Source organism: Kutzneria kofuensis (genome assembly GCF_014203355.1).
Lineage (GTDB): Bacteria > Actinomycetota > Actinomycetes > Mycobacteriales > Pseudonocardiaceae > Kutzneria > Kutzneria kofuensis.
In genome coordinates this window covers 3,063,279-3,086,086 of the sequence record NZ_JACHIR010000001.1, presented here as the reverse complement: position 1 = coordinate 3,086,086, position 22,808 = coordinate 3,063,279, and the positions used below count along the sequence as shown (strand labels likewise).

The following is a 22,808-nucleotide window of genomic DNA, read 5'->3' as shown; positions in this document are numbered from 1 at the left end:
TACCGGATCAGCGCATGGCGACGAGAGTGTCGCCACGCTGCTCCAGCAGCACGTCGCCGAGCGTGGCCAGCCGCACCTGCCCTTGGTAGCCCTTGCGGTCCACCTTCACGTCCGGGCCGCGGTTGCCGTTGGCCGGGTCCACAACGGCCAGTCCGCCCGGGACGGGCACCAGGATCCGGTCGGCGTAGACCGTTCCGGGGCCGAACGAGCCGTCCACGGTCCACAGTGGATCAAGGGTGGACCCGGACAGCGCGATCGTCTTGGTGCCGGTGAACCAGGTGACGACCCGCGCGCCGATGGAGTTGGTGGTGGTCCAGCTGTTCGGCTCGCAGGCGCCGGTCTGGTCGGGCGTCTGGATGCAGGTGAACGCCACCGCCGGCTGGACCAGCGAGTTCGGGGTCGCGGACAGGTCCATGCCCTCCAGCGGCACCGTCTCCACCTGGGAACCGGTGCTGTTCCAGATCACCAGCCGGCTCGGGTTGGGCAGCGCGACCGCCGCCCGCTGGTCCGTGAGCGCCACGATGCGGCCGCCGTCGCCGGGCACCTGCACGCTGAACACCACGTTCGGCTTCTCGCCGTCGCCCTCGGTGCCGCCCGGGCGCAGCACGGTCAGCCGGTTGAACTGCTCGTCCGGGCAGCGCTCCAGCACGGCCAGCAGGTTCGGCCCCGACAGCTCCGAGCTGTACACGCAGTTCAGCCGGGGCTGCTTGTCGTGGTTGACCATCGCGGTCACGGTGCCGTACTGCTGGGTCTGCACCAGGTCGGACCGCCACGTGTCGATCAGCTTGGTGCCGCTGGTGGAGACGTACGTGCCGTCGTACATGAGCTGGGTGTTCAGCTCGGCGTCGCCGTTGCGCTGCGCGCCCCGCTTGCCGGTCACCCCGTCCAGCTCGGTGACCTCGCTGCAGTTGTGCGTCTTGTGGTAGACGGTGAGCGCCTTGCCCCAGGCCGCGGTGACCGTGCACAGGTCGAGGTTGCCGCGGTCGTAGCTCCACCGGGTCGCGCCGGTGACCGGGTCGTGCCCGGTCACCGTGTGCTTGTCGCCCGTGACGACGGTCGGGCCGACCACCACCGGGTCCGGCGTCGCGCCGCTGCGGGCCTGCCACAGCTGCTTGAACTCGGCCGGCACCGCCGCCGGCTTCGGCGGCACGGTGACGTTGCTGGAGCCGGTCACCGACACCGTCGCGGCCGCGTCGCTGCCCCGCCACCAGACCGTGGCGACACCGGCGACCAGCAGCACGATCAGCACGACCACGGCGTAGTCGCGCTTGCGTCGGAACCGCGTGCGCGGGCCCACGGGCGCGGGCGGCGGGACGTGCTCGGCGGACTCGTCGAGCACGTCTTCGTCGACCTCGGCGGCCACGGGGGCGCTCTCCTCGGGGCTCTCCACGGGCCCTAGTCTGCCGAACGCTCCGTGTCGCCCGTGTTGGCCTGCTCGCCCGCGCTCACCTCGACGCCCGAACGGCGTCGGCGGCGCACCCGGCGCGGCCGGTCCGCCTTGGGAGCGTCCTCGTTCGCGCTGCTCTGCGCCTCGTCGGCCGGCGCGGCCTCGCCCTGCTCCACGCCGGCACGGCGGCGCGTGCGCGTGCGGCGCGGCTTCGTCTCGCCCTGCTCGCCGTCACCGCTGGCCTGGCTCTGCCCGGCCGGGCGGGACGACGTGGACGCCGACGCGCCACCGCGACCGCTGCGGCGACGGTTACGGGTCTTCTTGCCGCCGGACAGGTCCTCCTCGACCTCGGCGGACAACCCGGCGCGGGTGCGCTGGCTCATCGGCAGCCGGCCGGTCGTGTCGGTCGGGATGTCCAGGTCGGTGAACAGGTGGTCGGAGGTGGAGTAGGTCTCCACCGGCTCCGGGATGTCCAGGCCGAGCGCGTCGGAGATGCTCTTCCAGCGTGTTTCCTCGTCCCAGTCGACCAGCGTGATGGCCACGCCCTCGCGGCCCGCGCGGCCGGTCCGGCCGATCCGGTGCACGTAGGTCTTCTCGTCCTCGGGGCACTGGTAGTTGATGACGTGCGTCACACCTTCGACGTCGATGCCGCGGGCGGCGACGTCGGTGGCGACCAGCACGTCCACCTTGCCGGAGCGGAACGCCCGCAGCGCCTGCTCACGCGCGCCCTGGCCCAGGTCGCCGTGCACGGCCGCGCTGGCGAACCCGCGCTCGACCAGGTCGTCGGAGATCTTCTGGGCGGTCCGCTTGGTCTTCGTGAAGATCATCGTCAGGCCGCGGTCGCGGGCCTGCAGCGCGCGGGCGATCAGCTCGCCCTTGTCCAGCGAGTGCGCCCGGTAGACGAACTGCTTGGTGCGCTCGTGGATCGCGCCGGCGTCGTTCTCCTCGGCCCGGATGTGCGTGGGCTGGTTCAGGAAGGTCCGGGCCAGCTTGATGATCGGGCCGGGCATCGTCGCCGAGAACAGCATCGTCTGCCGCTGCTCGGGCACCATCCGCAGGATGCGCTCGATGTCGGGCAGGAAGCCCAGGTCGAGCATCTCGTCGGCCTCGTCCAGCACCAGGTTGCGGACCTTGCCCAGCACCAGGTGGCGCTGCTCGGCCAGGTCCAGCAGCCGGCCGGGCGTGCCGACCACCACGTCGACGCCCTTGCGCAGGGCGGCGATCTGCGGCTCGTACGGGCGGCCGCCGTAGATGGCCTCGACCCGCACGCCGAGGTGCTTGCCGGCGTCGGTGATGTCGTGCGTGACCTGCAGGCACAGCTCGCGGGTCGGCACCACGACCAGCGCCTGCGGCACGCCGTCGGCCGGCGTGACGATGCGCTGGAGCAGCGGCACGCCGAAGCCCAGGGTCTTGCCGGTGCCGGTGCGCGCCTGGCCGATGACGTCGTCACCGGCGAGCGCGATCGGCAGGGTCAACTCCTGGATGGCGAACGTGCGTTCGATGCCGGCCTCGGCCAGTGCGCGCACGATCTCCTCGCGCACACCGAGCTCGGTGAAGGTCGGCGCCTCGGTGCGCACGGGCGCGCCGGCGGTGAGCGGATGGGACGTGTCGACCTCGGGCAGGCCGGCCTCGCTGTGCTCCAGCGTCACCGGGTCCAGCCGGGTGTTGTTGCTGACGGTCAGAGTGATCGCCTCTCTCGTACCAGCGCGCACCGGCCTGGCTTGGCCGCTCGACCACGCCCGGGACGGCTGTCGCCCGGCGGGCCGCGGGAGCGACGACGAGGTGTCGTGCGCGCACCCTGTTCCGCATGGCGGCTCATCCGGCCGCCGTGCTCGTTCAGCCCGGTCCAGCAGTGGGACTCGTGGGGGCTGCCCAGGTCGCGCCGCCGCCATTACCAGGCGTCAGCCCCGGAGTCTACCTGCCCGGACGTGGTTTTGGCTCGTTCGGCGGCGGCTACGCTCTGCGGACATGAGCGAGGCGGACGAGGTTCTGGCTGACGGCGTCGCGGATCTGTTGGGGGTGTTGGCATACGGCGAGCTGTCGGCGTTCGACCGGCTCGCCGAGGACGCCCGCAGCGCGCCGACGCTGGCGGGGCGGGCGGCGCTGTCGAGCATGGCGGCCGCCGAGATCGGCCACTACCAGCTGCTCGAGCGGTACCTGGGGGAGCACGGCGTGGCCGTCGCGGACGCGATGGCGCCGTTCGCGGCCGCCTTCGACGCCTTCAACGCGTCGACCGCGCCGCGATCGTGGCACGAATCACTGGTCAAGGCCTACGTCGGCGACGGGCTGGCCGCCGACTTCTACCGCGAGGTCGCCGGCTGGCTGGACGAGCCGACGCAGAAGCTGGTGCTGGAGGTGCTCGCCGACACCGGGCACTCCGCGTTCGCCGAGCGCGAGGTCAAGGCCGCCTGCGAGGACGACCGCAAGGTGCGCGACCGGCTCACCCTGTGGGGCCGGCGGCTGTTGGGCGAGGCCCTCACCCAGGCCCAGCACGTGGCGGCGGAGCGGGACGAGCTGGCCGAGCTGATCATCCGCGGCTCCGGCGACCTGGCCGGCATCGGCGCCCTGTTCCGGCGCCTCCAGCAGTCCCACACCAAGCGCATGTCCGCCCTCGGCCTCGGCTGAACAGTGTCTTTGCCGCGCGTTCCGCGCGGGGCGAGGCCGCTCGTGACCGGTGCCTCGCCCTTGCTGGATTTCGAACGCCGCATCGGCTCGGTCGTGGGTTGCGTCGGGTGGCGGCGATCGAAATCCAGCAACCGTGCGAAGCACCGGCGCGGCCTCGCGCGGTTGCCGGTCCTGCCACATTTCGCCGTGGGCGGATGGGTCGGTGCGGCGGGGGTGTCGCCGGCTCTACTAGCCTGGTCGACGAGAGCATGCACGGATCCGGAGGTCAGCGTGGAGATCAAGATCGGCGTCGTCGAGAGCCCCCGGGAGCTCCTCGTCAACAGCGACCTGTCGCCGGACGAGGTCGAGGCGCTCGTCGCCGGCGCGCTGGACGGCAAGCAGCCGGTGCTGACGCTGTCCGACGACAAGGGCCGCCGCTTCGTCATCCCGTCGGCGCGGATCTCCTACGTCGAGATCGGCGCGTCCGACTCGCGCAAGGTCGGCTTCGCCTAGGTCGACAACGGCGTACGGCCCGGTCGGCATCACTGCCGGCCGGGCCGTTGTCGTGTCTCAGTCGCCCGCGGGGACCGTCTCCACCGCGAACGGCGGCCTGGACGTGCCGGTGACGCGGTAACGCTGCCACGGGTCCGGGTCGGACAGCGTCGCCGTCGCCTCGCCCTCGGGCGTGCGCAGCAGCAGCTCCCGTCGCCCGCCCTCGACCAGGTCGGTCACCGCCTGGTCGGCGTCGAGGCGGCCGTACCAGTGGTAGCGGCCGTCGATGGGCTGGAAGTAGCCGCGCAGTACCGCGCGGACCTTCACCTCGCGGTCGCCGTCCAGGAGCACGGCGTCGCCGGTGTAGCCCTCATCCGCGTGCTCGTCGGTCATCCCCGGTCTCCTCCGGCGTCTTGGGCTGCACGAGGCGCAGCGGCGGGTTCGGTTGCAGGCTCAGCGGCACCTGCGGGTCGATGGTGATGCCGCCGGAGCGGAGCAGGCCGTCCACCGCGAACCAGATGATCTTGGTGAGGTAGTCGCTCAGGCTCTGCCTGGTCATCGACTGCCGCTCCAGCCACCAGTCGCCCGCGCTCTGCACCATGCCGACGGCCGCGTGCGCCCACGGCTCGGCGCCGCCGGAGTCCATGTCGAACGCCCGCAGGTAGTCGCCGAGCAGCCGGGCCAGCGTGTTGGCGATGATCCGCTTGTCCTCGGTGGCGATGTCGGTCTCGACCGGCTTGTCGGTGAACGACCGCCGCACCACGAAGTGGTACAGCTCGGGGAACTCCTCGATGGTGGCCAGGTAGGAGTCCACCGCGCGGTAGATCCGCTCGTACGGCGTGCCCTCGTCGACCAGCGCCGGTTTGAGCCGGTTCATCAGCAGGTCGGTGCCCCGCTGCCCGACGGCCAGGTACAGGTCGGACTTGTCGGCGAAGTGCCGGTAGAGCACCGGCTTGGTCACGCCGGCCTCGGCCGCGATCTCGTCCATGCCGACCTCGGGGCCGTGCTTGGTCAGCGCCCGGATGGTGGCGTCCACGAACTCCTCGCGCCGGGCCTCGCGGTGCGCCCGCCACCGCTCGCGGCGTGCGTCCCCACCGTCCGGCGACCTCTTGACAGCTCGACCCATGTGACCCACGCTACCAGAGTTACCGTTACTTCCGGTAACACTAAATCCGGCTGGACCGAGCGGAGGAGCGATGGCTCGATCGTTGAAGGTCGCCGACCGGGAGAAGACCGCCGAACGGCTGCTCAACTCCTCGGCCGACCGGTTCTACGACCCCGAGGTGGACATCGACTGGGCGGCGCCGCTGGCCGAGGACAAGTACTTCATCCCGCAGCACCGCAGTTCGCTCTACGGCACCGCGCTGTGGGACGGCCTGACCGAACCCCAGCGCATCGAGCTGACCAGGCACGAGGTCGCCAGCGTGGCCAGCGTCGGCCTGTGGTTCGAGGTCATCCTGATGCAGATGCTGGTCAAGGCCGTCTACAACGCGGATCCCACCACGAGGCACGCACAGTACGCCCTCACCGAGGTCGCCGACGAGTGCCGGCACTCGACGATGTTCGCGCGCATGGTGGAGCGCATCGGCTGCCCGGCCTACGGGCCCAAGCGCTACGTGCACCAGCTGGCCAAGCTGCTGCCGACCATCGGCTACGGACCGGCCATGTACGGCTCCATCCTCATCGCCGAGGAGGTGCTGGACCGGATGCAGCGCGAGGCCATGCAGGACGAGTCGGTGCAGCCGCTGGTCCGCATGGTCAACCGCATCCACGTGCTGGAGGAGGCGCGGCATGTGCGGTTCGCCCGTGAGGAAGTCGTGCGGGGCATGGAGCGTGTGGGTCGCACCGAACTGGCGTACCAGCGGGAGCTGATCGCGCTGGTCGGCTTTTTCATCTGCCGCAGCATCATCAACCCGCGCGTGTACGCCGCGGTCGGCATCGACCCGAAGGTCGGCGAGCAGGCGGCGCTGAACAACCCGCACTACCGGGACACCATTCACTGGGCGGGCGAGCGGATCATGAGCTTCCTCGGCGAGATGGGTCTCGTCGGCAATCCGGGGATGTCGTTGTGGCGCAAGTCGTTCCTCGTCCGGTGACGCCGTGGGACACGGCCGCGCGCGGCCGGTTCGTCACCTCCGACGGCACCGCGCTGCACGTGGTCGACGAAGGTCCCGTGGATGCGCCGACAACCGTTGTCCTCGTGCACGCGTGGACCCTGGACCACACGTCGTGGGACCGCGTCGCCTCGACGCTGTCGCGAACCGTCCGTGTGCTGCGGTTCGACCACCGTGGGCACGGCGGTTCGTCGCCGGCGCCGTTCGGCACGGCCACGATCGGCCAGCTGGCCGACGATCTGGCGGAGTTGATCGCGGACCGCGTGCCGACCGGTCCGATCGTGCTGGCCGGGCACTCCATCGGCGGCATGACGATGATGGCGTTGGCGGAGCGAAACCCCGCCCTGGTTGCGTCTCGGGTGACCGGGGCCGCCTTCGTGGCGACGTCGTCTGGCGGCCTGGACGCGCTGACACTCGGCTTGCCGGCTCCAGTCGCGCGGATCGTCATGCGCGGCGAACGCGTCGTGAACTCCCGACTGACCAAGATGGAGCACCGGGCGCTGCTGGCCAAGCCCCGGCTGGCCGAGCCCGGCCTGCGCTGGCTGCTGTTCGGTCCTCGGCCGCGCAGGGAGGACGTCGCCGCCGCGGCCGAGCAGGTCGCCCGCGTGCATCCCGCGTCCATGGTCGGCTTCCGGGCGTCGCTGAGTGATCACGACCGTCGCGCCGCGCTGGCCGTTTTCCGTGACATCCCAACCGTTGTGCTCGCCGGCGGCGCCGACCGCCTCACCCCGTTGCGGCATTCCCGCGTCATCGCCGCCGAACTGCCGTCGTCGGAGCTCGTGATCTATCCCGGCGCCGGGCACATGCTGCCGTTCGAACGGGGGCTGGAAGTGACCGCCAGGATCGGAGGACTCGCATGATCGCCGACCGGGAGAAGACCGCCGAGCGCTTGCTCAACTCGTCCGCCGACCGGTCCTACGATCCCCACGTCGACATCGACTGGGACGCCGATCTGTTGCCGGACAAGTACTTCCTGCCCGCGCACCGGTGCAGTCTCTACGGCACCGCGCTGTGGGAGCGACTCACCGTCGAGCAGCGGATCGAGCTCACCCGGCACGAACTCGCCAGCATCGCCAGCGTCGGCATCTGGTTCGAGGTCATCCTCATGGAGTTGCTCGTCCGGCACTCCTACGACGCCGATCCGCTGACCCGGCACACCCAGTACGCCCTCACCGAGGTCGCCGACGAGTGCCGGCACTCGGTGATGTTCGCCCGTCTCATCGAGAAGGTCGGCTGCCCCGCGTACGGCCCCGGGCAGACTGCCATGCGCCTGGGCCGGATCTTCAAGACCATCGCCTTCGGGCCCTCCATGTTCGCCGGCATCCTCGTCGCCGAGGAGATCACCGACGCCCTCCAGCGCGAGTCCATGGCCGACTCCTCGGTCCAGCCCCTGGTGCGGATGGTCAACCGCATCCACGTCATCGAGGAGGCCCGGCACGTCCGCTACGCCCGGGAGGAGGTCCTTCGCGACACTCCTCGCCTCTCCCGCGCCGGCCTCGCGTACCACCGCGCCATGCTCGCCCGGACCGCCTTCGTCGTCACGCGGTCCCTCGTGCACCCGCGCGTCTACCGCTCCGTCGGCCTCGATCCGTATGAGGCTCGCCGGGTGGCGTGGGCCAACCCGCACTACCGGGAGACCCTCCGCTGGGCCGGCTCCAAGCTGACCACGTTCCTCACCGAGAACGACCTCATCGGCGGCCCCAGCAAACGGGTGTGGCAGGCCGTGCACCTGGTCTGACCTGCCGCGATCGCCGGACTAGGGGGGCATGCGCGAGGCCCCAAAGGGGCCGAGCCCCGCGCGGAACGCGCGGCAGAGATTCAGTGCTGGAGTGGGAAGCCGCCGCCGATGCCGCGCCATGCCAGGGTGGAGATCAGCGCGACGGCTTCCTCTTTGGACACCCGCCGCTCGGTGTCGAGCCAGAAGCGGGCGGTGACCTGGCTGAGGCCGGTGAGGCCGACGGCCAGCAGCCGAGCGCGGTCCCGGTCGAGGGCGGCGTCGGCCATGATGGTCTCGGTGATGGCGTCGACGCTGGCGGAGGTGGCCCGCTCGATGGCCTGCTGCACGGCGGGCTCGCCGCGCAGGTCGGACTCGAAGACCATCCGGTAGGCCTGGCCCTCGTTGTCGACGAAGTCGTAGAAGGCGCTGACGGCGGCGACCACGCGCTGCTTGTTGTCGGTGGTGGACTCCATGGCCCCGCGCACGGCGGCGACCAGGGCGTCGACATGGCTCTCCAGCAGCGCGAGGTAGAGCTCGAGCTTGCCGGGGAAGTGCTGGTACAGCACGGGCTTGCTGACGCCCGCCCGTTCGGCGATCTCGTCCATGGCGGCGGCGTGGTAGCCGTTCGCCACGAACACGTCCTGCGCGGCGGCCAGCAGCTGGGCGCGTCGTGCCGACCTGGGCAGCCGCACGCCTCGCCCGATGCCCTGTTGTGCCGTCTCCGTCATCTCGCCTCCCGCCAGCGTCGCCCGGCCCGTCCTGATCGAGTCAGACGGGCGGGTCAACAAACCTTACTCGCCGGTAGCGGCCTGTGGTGAGCCTCCTACGCCCTGACGTGTACGGAAGGTGTCGGGACTTCGCTATCCAGGTGAACAAGAGGCATCCTTGACGACATGACGACCGTGTCCTCGGCCGCGCCACTCGGAGCCGGCATCCCGCTGACCCTGCCCACGCGCCCCCGGACACACGCCCTGACCAGCGTGCCGCTGTCCACCGCGGCGCTGCCCCCGCTCGACCTGACGATCCCGCCCTGGCCGGGCGAGATGATGACCTCCGGCGACGTCACGCTGCACGTCCGCCGCACCCCCGGCCCGAGCCCGACGGCCCCGACCGCGGTCTTCGTACACGGCCTCGGCGGCTCGTCCACGAACTGGACGGACCTGATGGGCCAGCTGGCCGGCCGGGTCAACGGCATCGCCGTCGACCTGCCCGGATTCGGCCGCACGCCACCCCCGGACGGCTACGACTTCAGCATGGCCACGCACACCGACACGGTGGTCCGCTTCCTGGCCGGCCTCGACGGCCCGGTGCACCTGTTCGGCAACTCGATGGGCGGCGCGATCGCGCTGGCGGTCGCGGCCCAGCGGCCGGACCTGGTGCGCTCCCTGACGCTGGTCTCGCCCGCGGTCCCTGACCTGCGCCCGGACCCGCGGCGCTGCGCCAACCCGATGATGCCGCTGGCCTTCGTGCCGCTGATCGGCAACGGGGTGCGCCGCCGGCTGGCCTCGATGACACCGCGTGAGCAGTCGCTGCAGATCCTGCGCCTGTGCTTCGCCCGGCCGTCGGTGGTCCCGGATCACCGTGTCGACGAGGGCGTCCGCGAGACGATCGAGCGCAACGGCCTGCCGTACTACCGGGCGGCGCTGGCGGCCACCACGATCGGGTTGATTCGATCTTGGTTGGCGCCGGCCCACAAGTCGATGTGGCGGGTCGTGCCGAAGGTCACGGCCCCCTCCCTGGTGGTGTGGGGCACACAGGACCGTCTGGTCAGCGTGCGCAAGGCGCCACGGACCGCTCAGCTGCTGCAACGCGGTCGGCTGCTGGTGCTGCCCCGGGTGGGGCACTGTGCCCAGATCGAACGCCCGGTCACGGTCGCGCGGGCCGTGCTGGGCATGTGGGAGGCCCTGGAGCGGGACCAGTGGTGAGCCCCGCCTGCGTGGCGGGCCGTCACGGATGTGGCACTCTGAGTCCGTGACCCGGACGACACAGGAAGGCCGTGGCAGCGAGGACAGCCCCGCGAAGCCCACGCCCAGCAACGTGTCGCCGATCCGGCCCGCGGTGACCCGCCGCCCCCCGGAGGAGCGCTACCGCGCCGGCGGCCGCCGCACCGCGGCGCAGCCGCTGACGGCCTCGTGGCGTCCGGAGCGGTCCGGCGAGGACAAGGGCGACAAGGCGGGCAAGCCACGCAAGGGCGTGAAGGGCTTCGCCGCGACCTACGGCTGGCGGGTGTACGCCCTGCCGGTGCTGGTCGTGGTGACGGCGCTGGTGGTGTTCAACGTCGCCCGCACGCCGTCGTCCGACACCAGCGGCGTGGATGGGCTGGCCGCGCAGAACCCCGTCTCCACCACCACCGGCCCGCCGGTGGCCACGGAGAACTCCGCCGTGCCGGTCGACCCGAAGACGGGCACCGCCGTGCTGCCGCAGGGCGACCCGTTCCCGCAGGCCGGCAGCGGCACCTGGCACTTGGTGCCGGGCAGCGGGCAGAAGGTCGGCAGCGGCCCGCACCTGTACCACTACGCGATCGCCGTCGAGGACGGCATCGACCAGTCCGCCTACGGCGGCGACGACGCGTACGCCAAGACGGTCGAGAACATCCTGTCCGATCCGCGCAGTTGGATCGGCAGCGGCACGCTGTCGCTGCAGCGGGTCGGGCCGGAGTTCAAGAACCCGGACTTCATCGTCAGCCTGACCACGCCGAACACCGACCACCGGCCGGACATGTGCGGCTACCAGATCCAGTTCGAGGCGTCCTGCTGGAACCCGAACTACAAGCGTGTGGTGATCAACCTGGCCCGCTGGATCCGGGGTGCGATGGCGTTCAACGGCGACATCGGGCTGTACCGCGAGTACGCCATCAACCACGAGGTCGGCCACGTGTTCGGCAACCCGCACGTGGGCTGCGGCACCGAGGGCGGGCTGGCGCCGGTGATGATGCAGCAGACCTTCGGCGTGTCCGACGACTACGTGTGGCAGCTCAACCAGGCCGACCCGTCCAACAGGACGGCGGTGGCCAAGGACGGCAAGGTCTGCCGGCCGAACGCGTGGCCGAACCCGCAGGGCGCGCCGGGCGGCCAGTCCAACCAGTGAGACGACTTTCCCACCGGGAAGACAGTGGGGCAGGCTGGACGTTGAAGTGGGGGCAGGATGAATTCCCCCTGCGTCGAGGAGGAGCAGATGCCGCTTCCGCCGCTCGTTGAGCCAGCCGCGGAGCTGACCAAACAAGAGGTCGAGCGCTACAGCCGCCACCTGATCATCCCGGATGTCGGGGTGGACGGGCAGAAGCGGCTGAAGAACGCCAAGGTGCTGGTCGTCGGCGCCGGCGGCCTCGGCAGCCCGGCGCTGCTGTACCTGGCCGCCGCCGGGGTCGGCACGCTCGGCATCGTGGAGTTCGACGTCGTCGACGAGTCCAACCTGCAGCGCCAGGTGATCCACGGGCAGTCCGACGTCGGCCGGCCCAAGGCCGAGTCGGCCCGGGACTCGATCGCCGAGATCAACCCGTTCGTCAAGGTGAACCTGCACCAGACCCACCTGAGCTCGGAGAACGCGCTCGACATCTTCCGCGAGTACGACCTGATCCTGGACGGCACCGACAACTTCGCCACCCGGTACCTGGTCAACGACGCCGCGGTGCTGCTGGGCAAGCCCTACGTGTGGGGCTCGATCTTCCGGTTCGAGGGCCAGGCCAGCGTGTTCTGGGACGACGCGCCGAACGGCCAGGGCCTGAACTACCGCGACCTCTACCCCGAGCCGCCGCCGCCCGGCATGGTCCCCTCCTGCGCGGAGGGTGGCGTGCTGGGTGTGCTCTGCGCGTCCATCGGCTCGATCATGGTGAACGAGGCGATCAAGCTGATCACCGGCATCGGCGAGACGCTGCTCGGCCGCCTGATGGTGTACGACGCGCTGGAGATGACCTACCGCACCATCAAGATCCGCAAGGATCCGGAGGCCAAGCCGATCACCGAGCTGATCGACTACGAGGCGTTCTGCGGTGTCGTCTCCGACGACGCCCGGTCCGCCGCGGCCGGCCACACCATCACCCCGCTGGAGCTCAAGCAGAAGATCGACGCGGGTGACGACTTCCTGCTGGTCGACGTGCGGGAGCCGCACGAGTACGAGATCGTCAAGATCCCGGGCTCGGTGCTGATCCCCAAGGACCGGATCCTGTCCGGCGAGGCGTTCGCCGAGCTGCCGCAGGACAAGCCGCTGGTGCTGCACTGCAAGTCCGGCGCCCGGTCCGCGGAGGCGCTGGCTGCCCTGCACCAGGCCGGTTTCTCCGACGCTGTGCACGTCGGCGGAGGCGTGCTGGCCTGGGCCCGCGAGGTCGACCCGAGCCTGCCCACGTACTGACAGTAGTCGTTCGGAAGGGGGCATTCCTGGCGTCCAACGCCAGGAATGCCCCCTTCACAACATGAAGACACCTGTGGCGGTCCCCCAATTCGGCCGCCGCACAAGGTAGCGTCGCGCTTTGTGACGACCTCCCCCCAGCCTCCGCCGCCACACGTGTGTGCGGCGTTCGGTGCTCGGGGCAGCGAGCCGGAGCTGATCGACGGCGGACCGGTGTGGCGCTGCGGCGACGCGGCGATCCGTCCGGCGCCCAACCCGGCGGAGGCGGCCTGGGTGGCGCAGACGCTGGACGGGCTGGCCGTGGACAACCTCCGGCTGGGCCGCCCGCTGCGTTCGACGGACGGCCGCTGGGTCGTCGGCGGCTGGTCCGCCACCCGTTACCTGTCCGGCCGCGCGGAGCCCCGCCACGACGAGGTCGTCGCGGTGTCGGTACGCCTGCACGGCGCCACGGACACGCTCCCGCGGCCGCGTTTCCTGGACGCCCGCAAGGACGTCTTCGCCACCGCCGACCGGGCGGCCTGGGGCGAGGAGCTCGTGGACCTGGACCACGACAAGGGCGGCCGGCTGTTCGAGCTGGTGACCGCCTCCCGGGTGCCGATCGGGCTGAAGTCCCAGGTGGTGCACGGCGACCTGTTCGGCAACGTGCTGTTCGACGGCGGCGCGGCGCCGGCATTGATCGACTTCTCGCCGTTCTGGCGGCCGCCGGAGTGGGCGGCCGCGGTGATCGTGGTGGACGCGCTGGCCTGGGGCGGCGCCGACCAGGGCATTCTCAAGCGCTGGGCGCACCTGGCCGAGTGGCCGCAGGCGCTGGTGCGGGCCCTGCTGTTCCGGCTGGCCGTGCACGCTCTGCACCCGCGTTCGACCACGCAGTCGCTGCGCGGCCTGGAGCGGGCGACGACCCAGATCCTCGACATCGTGTGACGCGCACCAGTTTCTGACCTGCGGTGGGAGCACCACGTAACTCGTAGGCAACGCCGGTGACCCGGCGGGGTCACGGATCTTGCACAGCATTGCCCTCATGACGCGGACACTGGTCGTGATCGGCAACGGGATGGTCGGGCACCACCTCGTGCGCACGCTCACCGAGCGCGGCGGCGACTGGCGGATCGTCGTGCTGGCCGAGGAGCCGCGTCCGGCCTACGACCGGGTGGCGCTGTCCTCGTACGTGGACGGCTGGGACGCCGACAAGCTGTCGCTCCCGCCGGTGGACGTGGAGACCCGGCTGGGTGACAAGGTCGTCGAGATCGACCGCGCGGCCCGGAAAGTGGTGACCGAGCAGGGTTTCGTGCAGGACTACGACGCCCTGGTGCTGGCCACCGGCTCGTATCCGTTCGTGCCGCCGGTGCCCGGGCATGACCGCGCCAACTGCTATGTCTACCGCACCATCGAGGACCTGGACGCGATTCGTGCCCACGGGGGCGTGAACGGCGTCGTGATCGGCGGCGGCCTGCTCGGGCTCGAAGCCGCGAACGCGTTACGGCTCATGGGCGTTCGCCCCCAGGTCGTCGAGCTGGCGCCCCGGCTGATGCCGTTGCAGGTCGACGAGGGCGGCGGTGCGCTGCTGCGCCGGGAAGTGCTCCGGCTCGGCCTCGACGTCCACTGTGGAGTGTCGGTCGCGTCGGTCGAGGACGATCGCGTCGTGCTGTCCGACGGCAGCGAACTTCCCGCCGACATCGTGGTCTTCTCCGCCGGTGTGCGGCCCCAGGACGAACTCGCCCGCCGGTTCGGGCTGGAGATCGGCGAGCGCGGCGGCATCGTCGTCGACGCGGGCTGCCGCACCTCGGACGAGTCGATCTACGCCATCGGTGAGTGCGCCTGCATCGACGGCCGTGTGTACGGCCTGGTCGCCCCCGGCTACGCGATGGCCGAGGTCGTCGCGGACCGGCTTTCCGGCGGCAGCAAGGAGTTCCCCGGTGCGGACACCTCGACCAAGCTGAAGCTTCTCGGCGTCGACGTGGCCAGCTTCGGCGACGCGCACGCCACCTCGCCGGGCGCCCTCGAGGTCGTGCACAACGACCCGGTCTCCGGCTCGTACAAGAAGATCGTGGTCTCCGACGACGCTGGCACGCTGCTCGGCGGCGTCCTGGTCGGCGACGCCAGCGCGTACGCCACGCTGCGCGCCTTCGTCGGCCGCCCGCTGCCGGCCGACCCCGGCTCGCTGATCGCCCCGGCCGCCGCCACCAACACCGCGCTGCCCGACGACGCCCAGGTCTGCTCCTGCCACGCCGTCACCAAGGCGGACATCGTCGCGGCCATCGGGACCGGGTGCGCCGACGTTCCGTCCCTGAAGGCGTGCACCAAGGCCGGCACCGGCTGCGGTTCCTGCGTGCCGACGCTCAAGCAGCTGCTCACCAGTTGCGGCGTCGAGCAGTCCAAGGCGCTGTGCGAGCACTTCACCCAGTCCCGCGCCGAGCTGTTCGAGATCATCCGGGCGACCGGCATCCGCACCTTCAGCCGGCTGGTCGCCGAGCACGGCAGCGGCAGCGGCTGCGACCTGTGCAAGCCGGCCGTCGCGTCCATCCTGGCCTCGCTGAACAGCGGGCACGTGCTGGAGGGCGAGCAGGCCGCGCTGCAGGACACCAACGACCACTTCCTGGCCAACCTGCAGCGCAACGGCACCTACTCGGTGGTGCCGCGCATCCCCGGCGGCGAGATCACCCCGCAGAAGCTGATGGTGATCGCCGAGGTGGCGCAGGACTTCGGGCTGTACACGAAGATCACCGGCGGGCAGCGCATCGACCTGTTCGGCGCGACCGTGGACCAGTTGCCGCTGATCTGGCGCCGGCTCGTCGACGCCGGCTTCGAGTCCGGCCACGCGTACGGAAAGGCCCTGCGCACGGTCAAGTCCTGCGTCGGCAGCACCTGGTGCCGCTACGGCGTGCAGGACTCCGTCGGCCTGGCCATCGAGCTGGAGCTGCGCTACCGCGGGCTGCGGTCGCCGCACAAGCTCAAGGCCGGCGTCTCCGGCTGCGCCCGGGAGTGCGCCGAGGCGCGCGGCAAGGACTTCGGCGTGATCGCCACCGAACAAGGCTGGAACCTGTACGTGGGCGGCAACGGCGGCTTCACGCCTCGGCACGCCGACCTGCTGGTGTCCGATGTGGACACCGAGACCCTGATTCGGATGATCGACCGGTTCGTCATGTTCTACGTCCGCACCGCGGACCGACTGCAGCGCACGTCCGCGTGGATCGAGGCCATGGAGGGCGGCCTCGACCACCTGCGGGACGTGATCGTCGAGGACAGCCTCGGCATCTGCGCCGACCTCGAGGCCGCCATGGCCGACCACGTGCGCGACTACGCGGACGAGTGGCGTGGCGTCCTGGAGGACCCGGTCAAGCTGGCGCGGTTCAGCTCCTTCGTGAACGCGCCGGGAGTGCCCGATCCGACGATCTCGTTCCGCGAGGAGCGCGGCCAGCGCGTCCCCGTTCAGCTGGGTATTCCGGAGGTGATGGCCCGATGACCGCCGTACAGGAACGCACCTGGACCACCGTGTGCCGCCTGGAGGAGCTGCTGCCCGGGCGCGGCGTGGCCGCGCTGCTGCCCGATGGCGAGCAGGTCGCGGTGTTCCGCACCCACGACGGCCTCCACGTATTGTCCAACCATGACCCGTTCAGCTGTGCCGCGGTGCTCTCCCGGGGCATCGTCGGGGACCGGGGCGGTGTTCCGGTCGTCGTCTCGCCCGTCTACAAGCAGGCGTTCGAGCTGGCCACCGGCCGCTGTGTCGACGATGCCGCCGTCGCCGTCGCGACTTACCCGGTCGAGGTGTGGGACGGGTACGTCCGGGTGGGCTCACCGTGACTGAGGTCGACCCGCTCGCCGGTTACACCATTGGCGTCACCGCCGCGAGACGGGCCGACGAACTGGCCGCGCTGCTGGTCCGGCGCGGCGCGTCCGTGCAGCACGCGCCGGCGATCCGGATCGTGCCGCTGCTGGACGACGCGCAGCTGCGGGCCAGCACCGAGCAGCTGATGACCGGGCCGGTGGACGTCGCCGTGATCACCACCGCGATCGGCTTCCGCGGCTGGATCGAGGCCGCCGACGGATGGGGGCTCGGCGAGGACCTGCTCAAGCACCTCGAAGGCGCCGAGGTGCTGGCGCGGGGGCCCAAGGTCCGCGGCGCCGTGCGGGCCGCCGGGCTGAGCGAGACGTGGGCGCCGGAGTCGGAGAGCAACGCCGAGCTGCTGGCGTACCTGCTGGACCGGGGCGTTGCCGGCAAGCGGGTCGTGGTGCAGCTGCACGGCGAGCCGCTGCCCGACTTCGTGAACGCCCTGCGTGACGCCGGCGCCGACGTGACCGAGGTGTCCGTCTACCGGTGGACCGCGCCCGCCGACACCAACCCGTTGGATCGGCTGCTGGACGCCATCGTCGGCCGTCAGGTCGACGCCCTGGCCTTCACCAGCGCGCCCGCGGTGGCCTCGACGCTGGCCCGGGCCAAGGCCACCGGCCGGCGCGAGGCCGTCGTCTCCGCACTGCGCGACGACATTCTCGTTGCGTGCGTGGGGAAGATCTGCGCCGGGCCGTTCGCTCCGTACGGCGTGCCGTGCCTCATTCCCGACCGCGCCCGCATCGGAGCCCTGGCCCGGTCCATCGCCGTCGAGCTGCCGGCCCGGGCGCAGCGGATTCGGTTCGCCACGGCCGAAGTCCAGGTGCGGGGGCAGGCCGTTGTCATCGACGGCGACCTGCGGCCCATCGCGCCGGCCCCCATGGCCGTGCTGCGCGCGCTGGCCGAGCAGCCCGGCCACGTCGTGTCCCGGCAGCGGCTGATGTCCGTGCTGCAGCGGGACAACACGCCCGTGCAGGAGCACGCCGTCGAGACCGCCATCGGCCGGCTGCGGACTGCGCTCGGGCAGCCCAAGCTCGTGCAGACCGTGGTGAAACGCGGTTACCGGTTGGCCCTGGAGGCTTGATGACGCTGGTGCTAGCCGCTCACGGCACCCGAGACCCGGCCGGCGCCGTCGCCGTCGAACAGATCGCCGCCGCCGTGCGGCTCCGGTTGCCCGGGGTGGACGTCGAGGTCGCCTACGTCGACGTCCGCTCCCCGTCCCTGACCGAGGTGCTCCGGTCGGTTGTCGGGCCCGCCGTCGTCGTGCCCGCCTTCCTCGCCGCCGGCTACCACGTGCGGGTCGACGTGCCCCAGCAGATCCTCCTGTCCGGCTGCCCGTCGGTCACCGTCACCCCGGCTTTGGGGCCCGATGACCTGGTGCTCGACGCCGTGTACGACCGTCTCGTCGCCGCCGGCTGGGGGTACGGCACCCCGGTGGTTCTGGCCGCCGCCGGCTCGTCGGATACCCGGGCCGTCGCCGACGTCCACCGCGCGGCGCGCCGGCTGTCGGTGCTGACCCGCTCGGCGGTGCAGGTCGGTTTCATCACCTCCGCCCGGCCCTCGGTGCCGGAAGCGGTGGCTTCGTGCCGAGGCCGGGTCGCCATCGCGTCGTGGCTGCTCGCGCCCGGTCTCTTCCACCAGCGGCTCGCCGACATGGGAGCTGACCTGGTGTCCGAGCCCATCGGCGCGCACCCTCGCGTGGTCGAGCTGGTGGTCCGCCGCGCCCTGGCCGCCGGAATAGTTGACCGCTCAATCATGTTGGTGGGACAGTAGGCACATCCCGTCGAGGAGGCCCCCATGCCTGCCGTCACCGCCGACACGCTGACCCTGCCGCGGCTGCCCGAGCTGCCCGCCGCCACCATCGAGTGGCGACCGGTGCTGAAGGTTGTCACCGCCGGCAAGTTCCTGGAGGGCGAGGGCTTCCAGGTCCGCCGGCCCTTCCCCAGCGCCGAGATGCCGCTGGCCGACCCGTTCCTGCTGCTCGACCACATGGGGGCCGTCGAGTACGGCCCCGGCGAGGCCAAGGGCGCGCCGTGGCATCCGCACCGGGGATTCGAGACCGTCACGTACATGATCGACGGTGTCTTCGAGCACCAGGACTCCACCGGTGGCGGCGGCGTGATCACCGACGGCTCCACGCAGTGGATGACGGCCGGCGCCGGCGTGCTGCACAGCGAGCTGCCGTCCCAGGAGCTCATCGCCAAGGGCGGGCTGTTCCACGGCGTGCAGCTGTGGGTCAACCTGCCCCGCGCCGCCAAGTGGACCCCGCCCCGGTACCAGGACATCGGCGCCCGCGACGCCGCCCTCGTCTCCAGCACCGACGGCGGGGCGCTCGTGCGGGTCATCGCCGGCGACCTCGACGGGCACCATGGCCCCGGCGACACCTACACACCGATCATCTACCTGCACGCCACCGTCGCCGCCGGCGCGCAGCTCGACATGCGCTGGCCCACCAACTTCAACGCCATGGTCTACGTCCTGTCCGGCCGTGGCACCGTCGGCCGCGAAGGCCGGCCCATCGAAGAGGGGCAGCTCGCCGACTTCGGCTACGGCGAGGCCGTCACCCTCCGTGCCGCCGACACCCAGCCCCAGGCCGCCGCCAACGCCATGGACGTCCTCGTCCTCGGCGGCCGTCCCATCCGCGAGCCCGTCGCCCGCTACGGGCCGTTCGTGATGAACACCAAGGAAGAGATCTACCAGGCCATGGACGACTTCCAGGCCGGCCGGCTGGCGACCGTGCAGCCCCAGCACCTCGCGCACCGCAGCTCCGCCGACACCGATCTCTGAGCCGGCCTCAGGTCTGGACGAGGTCCTTGAGCATGACGTCCGACCCCGCGTATCCCGGGCGCACGACGCGGTAGCCCTCGGCGCGGTACAGCTGCTGCGCGAGGTTCTTCCGCTCGACGCTGAGGCTGACCTGCCGGATTCCCGCCACTTGGGCCTCGTTTTCGACGGCCCGCAGCAATGCCCGTCCGACGCCCCGACCACGCCACCGCGCGACCACGCCGATCGTGAGCTCGGGGACGTCGGCGGCGATGAATCCGTAGCCGGGCTCCGCCGTGGGGAAGAACCGTAGCCAGGCCGTGCCGATCCGTTCGTCACCGACCTGGCCGACTACGCCGAGGTCGTTTTCCCTCGGCCAATCGGCTATGTACTGTGCGGTGCCCGGTGCCGACAGCACCCGCCGTCGGCTCTTCCGCTTCCATTCCGGCGACCAGTTCACCACTTCGACGAGCATGTCGACCAGAAAGTCGCCGTCCTCGCGCGTCGCCGGACGGATGGTCCAGGGCGGCGGTGCGGGCATACCCATGACGGTACTGGAGTTGAACGTCGTCGCGGCCGCTGCGATGTATCGGTCCAACTGCACCCGGAGCATTGGATTTCCGTTCGCCGACGGTCGCCGCTCCGGCGCTGCCAGGTTGATCTGCTTGGATTGGTTCGGGGGCCTGCTGTGTCACGGGCTCAGGGGCGATGCCGTTCGACCGCGTCGGCACTGGCCTCGTCGCCGCGTTCCCGCAGGCCGGCGACAACCCCGTCGATGTCGGCCGAAGGCCGGTTCTGACTCAGCTTGAGCTTGGCCTCCACCCGACTGATCGCCACTTCGACGCCGACGATGGCCCGCAGCTGCCCGGCCACGAAGGCCGGGGGAGCGTCGTCGACGGACCAGGTGCTGTCGTGCCGGGAGGTGAGCCGCCGCACGACATCGTCGACCCACTCCGGATCGTCGTGCACGGTGAGCGTCCCGTACACGTGTGCGGTGACGTAGTTCCACGTCGGCACGACACGGCCGTGCTCGGCCTTGCTGGCGTACCAGCTGGGCGAGATGTAGGCGTCGGGCCCACGCACGATGACAAGGGCTTCGCCGAGCACTGGCTGCTTCCACTGGTCGTTGTTACGGGCGACGTGCCCGAGCAACGCGTGCCGCGAAGCGTCGTAGACGAACGGCAGCAGGGTGGCGACGAGACCGTCGGGGGTCGAGGTGATCAGGTCGGCGGCGCCGTGATGGGCCAGCAGCTCACGAACGTCCTCGTCGGTGGCGGCGAAGTGCGCGGGCACGTACATCAGAACAGTCCCAACTGCGGTTCGTCCGGCTGCTCGGGCACAGCCTCCTCCCAACGGTACTTCCGCAGGTCAACCTTGCCTTCCACGGACGGAACGCCCTCGGCGGCGAGCAGGCTGAGCTGCTCGTCGGCCAGGTGCGGGGCGCAGGTCCCGTTGGCGCGCAGCACCCGCTGCCACGGCAGGTCGTGCCCGTTCTGCAGCACCCGCCCGACCATTCGGGCGGACGGCGCCCGCGAGATGTCGGCGACATCGCCGTAGGTGGCGACGCGCCCGGCGGGGATCCGGGCGATCACCGCCCGCACCTGTTCGACGATCACCGGGTCGAGGATCTCGGCATCCATCGGTCAAGCCTCGCAGAGGAACTCGCGCAGCAGCGCACCGACTTCCGCCGGCCGTTCCAGGTACAGCACGTGCCCGCTGTCCACCTCGCGCACGGTCAGGTCGTCGCCGAGCCGGTCCTGCAGCGCGGCCACGAGTTCCGGTGACACGAAGTCCGCCTTGGTTGCGGGAAGCAGCAGTGTTCGCGTACCTCGCGGCGGCAGCATCGGCCGCCGAGCCATCTCGCTCCACGCCGTCACGGCCATCACGGTGGAGTACCGCCGGCGCCACCGGCCGTCCGGCGTCTGCACGAAGTTGGCCGGCACCTCAAGGTCGACGCCCTCCGCCGGCCACATCTCGGCGAACTCGGCCCGAGCGGCGTCGAGATCGGGCCAGAACTCCGGCTCCAGCTCCTCCTCGGCGACTTCCTGGCACCTCAGCGGGGACAGCCCGGTCGACGGGTCCAACAGCGCCAGCCGCTCCACCCTCTCGGGCGCCCTGGTGGTCACGTGCAGCGCGGTCGCCCCGCCGTACGAATGCCCGACGAGCGGCACCCGGTCCAGCTCCAATGCGTCGAGGAGATCGATCACGTCCGCGGCGTGCTGCTCCAACGTCCACGGCGGCAGCCGTGTCGAATCGCCGTGACCACGCAGATCCGGTGCCACTACACGGAAATCCGCCAGTTCACGCTCGGCCAGCAACCGCCACCGGCCGCCGTGGCCGGTCAACCCGTGCAGAAACACGACGGGCCTGCCGTCGGCAGGCCCGAACTCGTGGACGTGAAGTGTCATGGGCGGATTATGCGGCGCGGAGCGCCTTCTTCCCACCGATAAAGGGGGATGCGGGGCCACCGTCGATCCGCCGCCAGCTCGACGGGGGCCCCGCAACTCGTGGTCAGCCGGTGAACTTGCCGATCACCTTGCTGAAATCTCCTGCGTTCTGCGCAACACCGCTGCAGGTGTCGCCGTCCCCACCGGAGCCGCAGGCGCGGTCCCGGTTGGCCGACCAGTAGGTCAGCCGGGCCAGGTGGTTGGTCTGCGCGTAGGACAGGATGCTGTTGAAGTTGCCCAGCGTCACGGTCTCGCCCGCGTTGTCGGTCTTGCCGTTCATCGACGAGATGCCCATGTGCGTGTACGCCTGCGCGTCGGTCCAGCCGAAGGCGCTCTTGAGCCGGCCCTTCAGCCCCTCGGCGGCGGACTTGGTGTGCGCCCACATGTCGCCGCCGCTGCTGAAGTCGAACGGCATGATCGACCAGACGTCGACGTTGGCGCCGAGCGCCTTGCCCTGCTGGATGAGCCGCTGCCCGTCCGCGTCCGGCCCGGAGGTGGTGGTGCCCATGGTCACCACGACCTTGAGACCGGGGTTGTTCTGCTTGACGGTCTTGAGCGCGCCGAGCACCCGGTCCTGCACCGAGTGGGTGCTCATCTCGGTGGCCTCGATGTCGATGTCGATGGCCTTCAACGAGTACTGCGTGATCACCTTCTGGTAGGCGCCGGCCAGCGCGGACACGCTCGAGCAGTGCTCACCGAGCTTCGCGCCGCCCCAGCCGCCGAAGGAGACGATCACGTCGCCGCCGGCCTTGCGGACCGCGTTGATCGTGTTCGACGCGGCGGACGCGCCGCCGTCGAACACCGGCGTGCAACCGCCGTTGGACAGCACGAAGGCGATGGTGAAGGCCTTGAGGCCGGTCGCGGACATCGTCGACGCGACGTTCGGCTGCCAGCCGGCGCCGAGGTAGATGTACGGAGATGCGGTCACCGGGTTGACCGCGGCCGGCGCCGCGTCGGCAACCGTGCTGGTCAGGGCCCCGGTGCCCACGAGGCCGGCGGTGAGCAGGGCCGCCAGGCCGCGTCGGGTCAGCTTCATCGACGTCCTCCGCAGGGTGAGTCAGGTCACTTCGGTGAAGCGCTTTCCACACTGGACTAGACCAGTTGAAACCGTCAAGAA

Annotated in this window: 24 protein-coding genes; 14 read left to right on the top strand and 10 right to left on the bottom strand. The window is 71.0% G+C overall.

From position 1 onward, the window contains the following. Window positions 1-7: 7 nt before the first annotated feature. A complete protein-coding gene (locus tag BJ998_RS13940) occupies window positions 8-1,390 on the bottom strand; it encodes an Rv3212 family protein (RefSeq protein WP_184861845.1) in 1,383 nt (460 codons plus the stop codon). 5 nt (window positions 1,391-1,395) lie between these two features. Then, window positions 1,396-3,036: a DEAD/DEAH box helicase gene (locus BJ998_RS13935; RefSeq protein WP_312890551.1), complete on the bottom strand. Its 1,641-nt coding sequence runs from the start codon at window positions 3,034-3,036 to the stop codon at window positions 1,396-1,398. A gap of 319 nt (window positions 3,037-3,355) precedes the next feature. Between BJ998_RS13935 and BJ998_RS13930 the strand changes: the two genes are divergently transcribed. Next, window positions 3,356-4,012, top strand: a complete 657-nt coding sequence (locus tag BJ998_RS13930) for a ferritin-like fold-containing protein (RefSeq protein WP_184861842.1) — start codon at window positions 3,356-3,358, stop codon at window positions 4,010-4,012. A 270-nt stretch (window positions 4,013-4,282) separates the two neighbouring features. Then, window positions 4,283-4,504 carry a DUF3107 domain-containing protein gene (locus BJ998_RS47460; RefSeq protein WP_184861840.1) on the top strand — a complete coding sequence of 74 codons (222 nt, stop codon included), beginning with the start codon at window positions 4,283-4,285 and terminating at the stop codon, window positions 4,502-4,504. Between the two features lie 57 nt (window positions 4,505-4,561). Here the strand turns inward: BJ998_RS47460 and BJ998_RS13920 are convergent, their stop codons facing one another. Together BJ998_RS13920 and BJ998_RS13915 are read right to left on the bottom strand one after the other, a co-directional pair. Next, window positions 4,562-4,876 carry a DUF4873 domain-containing protein gene (locus tag BJ998_RS13920; RefSeq protein ID WP_184861838.1) on the bottom strand — a complete coding sequence of 105 codons (315 nt, stop codon included), beginning with the start codon at window positions 4,874-4,876 and terminating at the stop codon, window positions 4,562-4,564. Further along, window positions 4,854-5,609 (bottom strand): TetR/AcrR family transcriptional regulator, encoded by a 756-nt coding sequence (locus tag BJ998_RS13915; RefSeq protein WP_184861836.1) that lies wholly within the window; start codon window positions 5,607-5,609, stop codon window positions 4,854-4,856. The genes BJ998_RS13920 and BJ998_RS13915 overlap by 23 nt, the downstream gene beginning before the upstream one ends. Window positions 5,610-5,679: 70 nt before the next feature. On the opposite strand from BJ998_RS13915, the gene BJ998_RS13910 reads away from it, so the two are divergent. The 3 genes from BJ998_RS13910 to BJ998_RS13900 are packed head-to-tail and all read left to right on the top strand — an operon-like array spanning window position 5,680 to window position 8,335. Further along, window positions 5,680-6,579 carry an AurF N-oxygenase family protein gene (locus BJ998_RS13910; RefSeq protein ID WP_184861834.1) on the top strand — a complete coding sequence of 300 codons (900 nt, stop codon included), beginning with the start codon at window positions 5,680-5,682 and terminating at the stop codon, window positions 6,577-6,579. Further along, entirely contained in the window at window positions 6,552-7,457 is a 906-nt protein-coding gene (locus tag BJ998_RS13905) for an alpha/beta fold hydrolase (protein WP_184861832.1), read from the top strand. The genes BJ998_RS13910 and BJ998_RS13905 overlap by 28 nt, the downstream gene beginning before the upstream one ends. Further along, window positions 7,454-8,335, top strand: a complete 882-nt coding sequence (locus BJ998_RS13900) for an AurF N-oxygenase family protein (protein WP_184861830.1) — start codon at window positions 7,454-7,456, stop codon at window positions 8,333-8,335. Before BJ998_RS13905 ends, BJ998_RS13900 begins: the two co-directional genes overlap by 4 nt. A gap of 80 nt (window positions 8,336-8,415) precedes the next feature. Here the strand turns inward: BJ998_RS13900 and BJ998_RS13895 are convergent, their stop codons facing one another. Next, window positions 8,416-9,042 carry a TetR/AcrR family transcriptional regulator gene (locus tag BJ998_RS13895; RefSeq protein ID WP_184861828.1) on the bottom strand — a complete coding sequence of 209 codons (627 nt, stop codon included), beginning with the start codon at window positions 9,040-9,042 and terminating at the stop codon, window positions 8,416-8,418. A 165-nt stretch (window positions 9,043-9,207) separates the two neighbouring features. On the opposite strand from BJ998_RS13895, the gene BJ998_RS13890 reads away from it, so the two are divergent. The 9 genes from BJ998_RS13890 (at window position 9,208) to BJ998_RS13850 (ending at window position 19,268) form a co-directional block, all read left to right on the top strand. Beyond that, window positions 9,208-10,239 carry an alpha/beta fold hydrolase gene (locus BJ998_RS13890; protein WP_184861826.1) on the top strand — a complete coding sequence of 344 codons (1,032 nt, stop codon included), beginning with the start codon at window positions 9,208-9,210 and terminating at the stop codon, window positions 10,237-10,239. A gap of 46 nt (window positions 10,240-10,285) precedes the next feature. Continuing rightward, window positions 10,286-11,401 (top strand): DUF3152 domain-containing protein, encoded by a 1,116-nt coding sequence (locus BJ998_RS13885; protein WP_312890100.1) that lies wholly within the window; start codon window positions 10,286-10,288, stop codon window positions 11,399-11,401. Window positions 11,402-11,488: 87 nt separating this feature from the next. Continuing rightward, the gene (gene moeZ, locus BJ998_RS13880; protein WP_184861822.1) at window positions 11,489-12,661 is read left to right on the top strand and encodes an adenylyltransferase/sulfurtransferase MoeZ; all 1,173 of its coding nucleotides are present in this window, start codon (window positions 11,489-11,491) and stop codon (window positions 12,659-12,661) included. A gap of 120 nt (window positions 12,662-12,781) precedes the next feature. Then, the gene (locus BJ998_RS13875; RefSeq protein WP_312890099.1) at window positions 12,782-13,579 is read left to right on the top strand and encodes a TIGR02569 family protein; all 798 of its coding nucleotides are present in this window, start codon (window positions 12,782-12,784) and stop codon (window positions 13,577-13,579) included. 97 nt (window positions 13,580-13,676) lie between these two features. Then, window positions 13,677-16,118, top strand: a complete 2,442-nt coding sequence (gene nirB, locus BJ998_RS13870; protein ID WP_184861818.1) for a nitrite reductase large subunit NirB — start codon at window positions 13,677-13,679, stop codon at window positions 16,116-16,118. Next, window positions 16,115-16,456, top strand: coding sequence for a nitrite reductase small subunit NirD (gene nirD, locus BJ998_RS13865; protein ID WP_184861816.1), 342 nt, complete (start codon window positions 16,115-16,117; stop codon window positions 16,454-16,456). The genes nirB and nirD overlap by 4 nt, the downstream gene beginning before the upstream one ends. Next, window positions 16,453-17,565, top strand: coding sequence for a uroporphyrinogen-III synthase (locus BJ998_RS13860; protein ID WP_184861814.1), 1,113 nt, complete (start codon window positions 16,453-16,455; stop codon window positions 17,563-17,565). Before nirD ends, BJ998_RS13860 begins: the two co-directional genes overlap by 4 nt. After that, complete coding sequence (locus BJ998_RS13855; RefSeq protein WP_184861812.1) at window positions 17,565-18,254, top strand: sirohydrochlorin chelatase; 690 nt, start codon at window positions 17,565-17,567, stop codon at window positions 18,252-18,254. The genes BJ998_RS13860 and BJ998_RS13855 overlap by 1 nt, the downstream gene beginning before the upstream one ends. A 24-nt stretch (window positions 18,255-18,278) precedes the next feature. Further along, complete coding sequence (locus BJ998_RS13850; RefSeq protein WP_184861810.1) at window positions 18,279-19,268, top strand: pirin family protein; 990 nt, start codon at window positions 18,279-18,281, stop codon at window positions 19,266-19,268. 7 nt (window positions 19,269-19,275) lie between these two features. Here the strand turns inward: BJ998_RS13850 and BJ998_RS13845 are convergent, their stop codons facing one another. The 5 genes from BJ998_RS13845 to BJ998_RS13825 form a co-directional block, all read right to left on the bottom strand. Next, window positions 19,276-19,857 (bottom strand): GNAT family N-acetyltransferase, encoded by a 582-nt coding sequence (locus BJ998_RS13845; RefSeq protein ID WP_221338003.1) that lies wholly within the window; start codon window positions 19,855-19,857, stop codon window positions 19,276-19,278. 86 nt (window positions 19,858-19,943) lie between these two features. Further along, entirely contained in the window at window positions 19,944-20,543 is a 600-nt protein-coding gene (locus BJ998_RS13840) for an FMN-binding negative transcriptional regulator (protein ID WP_184861808.1), read from the bottom strand. Continuing rightward, window positions 20,543-20,884: an MGMT family protein gene (locus BJ998_RS13835; protein WP_184861806.1), complete on the bottom strand. Its 342-nt coding sequence runs from the start codon at window positions 20,882-20,884 to the stop codon at window positions 20,543-20,545. The genes BJ998_RS13840 and BJ998_RS13835 overlap by 1 nt, the downstream gene beginning before the upstream one ends. 3 nt (window positions 20,885-20,887) lie before the next feature. Continuing rightward, window positions 20,888-21,652 (bottom strand): alpha/beta fold hydrolase, encoded by a 765-nt coding sequence (locus BJ998_RS13830; protein ID WP_184861804.1) that lies wholly within the window; start codon window positions 21,650-21,652, stop codon window positions 20,888-20,890. Window positions 21,653-21,755: 103 nt separating this feature from the next. Further along, a complete protein-coding gene (locus BJ998_RS13825) occupies window positions 21,756-22,727 on the bottom strand; it encodes a chitinase (RefSeq protein ID WP_184861802.1) in 972 nt (323 codons plus the stop codon). Window positions 22,728-22,808 lie beyond the last annotated feature (81 nt).

Bases quoted from the DNA above. Each gene is read 5' to 3' on its own strand.
- BJ998_RS13855 (WP_184861812.1), top strand. From the start codon at position 17,565: ATGACGCTGGTGCTAGCCGCTCACGGCACCCGAGACCCGGCCGGCGCC.
- nirD (WP_184861816.1), top strand. From the start codon at position 16,115: ATGACCGCCGTACAGGAACGCACCTGGACCACCGTGTGCCGCCTGGAG.
- BJ998_RS13900 (WP_184861830.1), top strand. From the start codon at position 7,454: ATGATCGCCGACCGGGAGAAGACCGCCGAGCGCTTGCTCAACTCGTCC.
- BJ998_RS13890 (WP_184861826.1), top strand. From the start codon at position 9,208: ATGACGACCGTGTCCTCGGCCGCGCCACTCGGAGCCGGCATCCCGCTG.
- BJ998_RS13830 (WP_184861804.1), bottom strand. From the start codon at position 21,652: ATGACACTTCACGTCCACGAGTTCGGGCCTGCCGACGGCAGGCCCGTC.
- BJ998_RS13895 (WP_184861828.1), bottom strand. From the start codon at position 9,042: ATGACGGAGACGGCACAACAGGGCATCGGGCGAGGCGTGCGGCTGCCC.
- BJ998_RS13825 (WP_184861802.1), bottom strand. From the start codon at position 22,727: ATGAAGCTGACCCGACGCGGCCTGGCGGCCCTGCTCACCGCCGGCCTC.
- BJ998_RS13835 (WP_184861806.1), bottom strand. From the start codon at position 20,884: ATGGATGCCGAGATCCTCGACCCGGTGATCGTCGAACAGGTGCGGGCG.
- BJ998_RS13840 (WP_184861808.1), bottom strand. From the start codon at position 20,543: ATGTACGTGCCCGCGCACTTCGCCGCCACCGACGAGGACGTTCGTGAG.
- BJ998_RS13850 (WP_184861810.1), top strand. From the start codon at position 18,279: ATGCCTGCCGTCACCGCCGACACGCTGACCCTGCCGCGGCTGCCCGAG.
- nirB (WP_184861818.1), top strand. From the start codon at position 13,677: ATGACGCGGACACTGGTCGTGATCGGCAACGGGATGGTCGGGCACCAC.
- BJ998_RS13930 (WP_184861842.1), top strand. From the start codon at position 3,356: ATGAGCGAGGCGGACGAGGTTCTGGCTGACGGCGTCGCGGATCTGTTG.
- BJ998_RS13845 (WP_221338003.1), bottom strand. From the start codon at position 19,857: ATGCTCCGGGTGCAGTTGGACCGATACATCGCAGCGGCCGCGACGACG.
- BJ998_RS13910 (WP_184861834.1), top strand. From the start codon at position 5,680: ATGGCTCGATCGTTGAAGGTCGCCGACCGGGAGAAGACCGCCGAACGG.
- BJ998_RS13920 (WP_184861838.1), bottom strand. From the start codon at position 4,876: ATGACCGACGAGCACGCGGATGAGGGCTACACCGGCGACGCCGTGCTC.
- moeZ (WP_184861822.1), top strand. From the start codon at position 11,489: ATGCCGCTTCCGCCGCTCGTTGAGCCAGCCGCGGAGCTGACCAAACAA.
- BJ998_RS13915 (WP_184861836.1), bottom strand. From the start codon at position 5,609: ATGGGTCGAGCTGTCAAGAGGTCGCCGGACGGTGGGGACGCACGCCGC.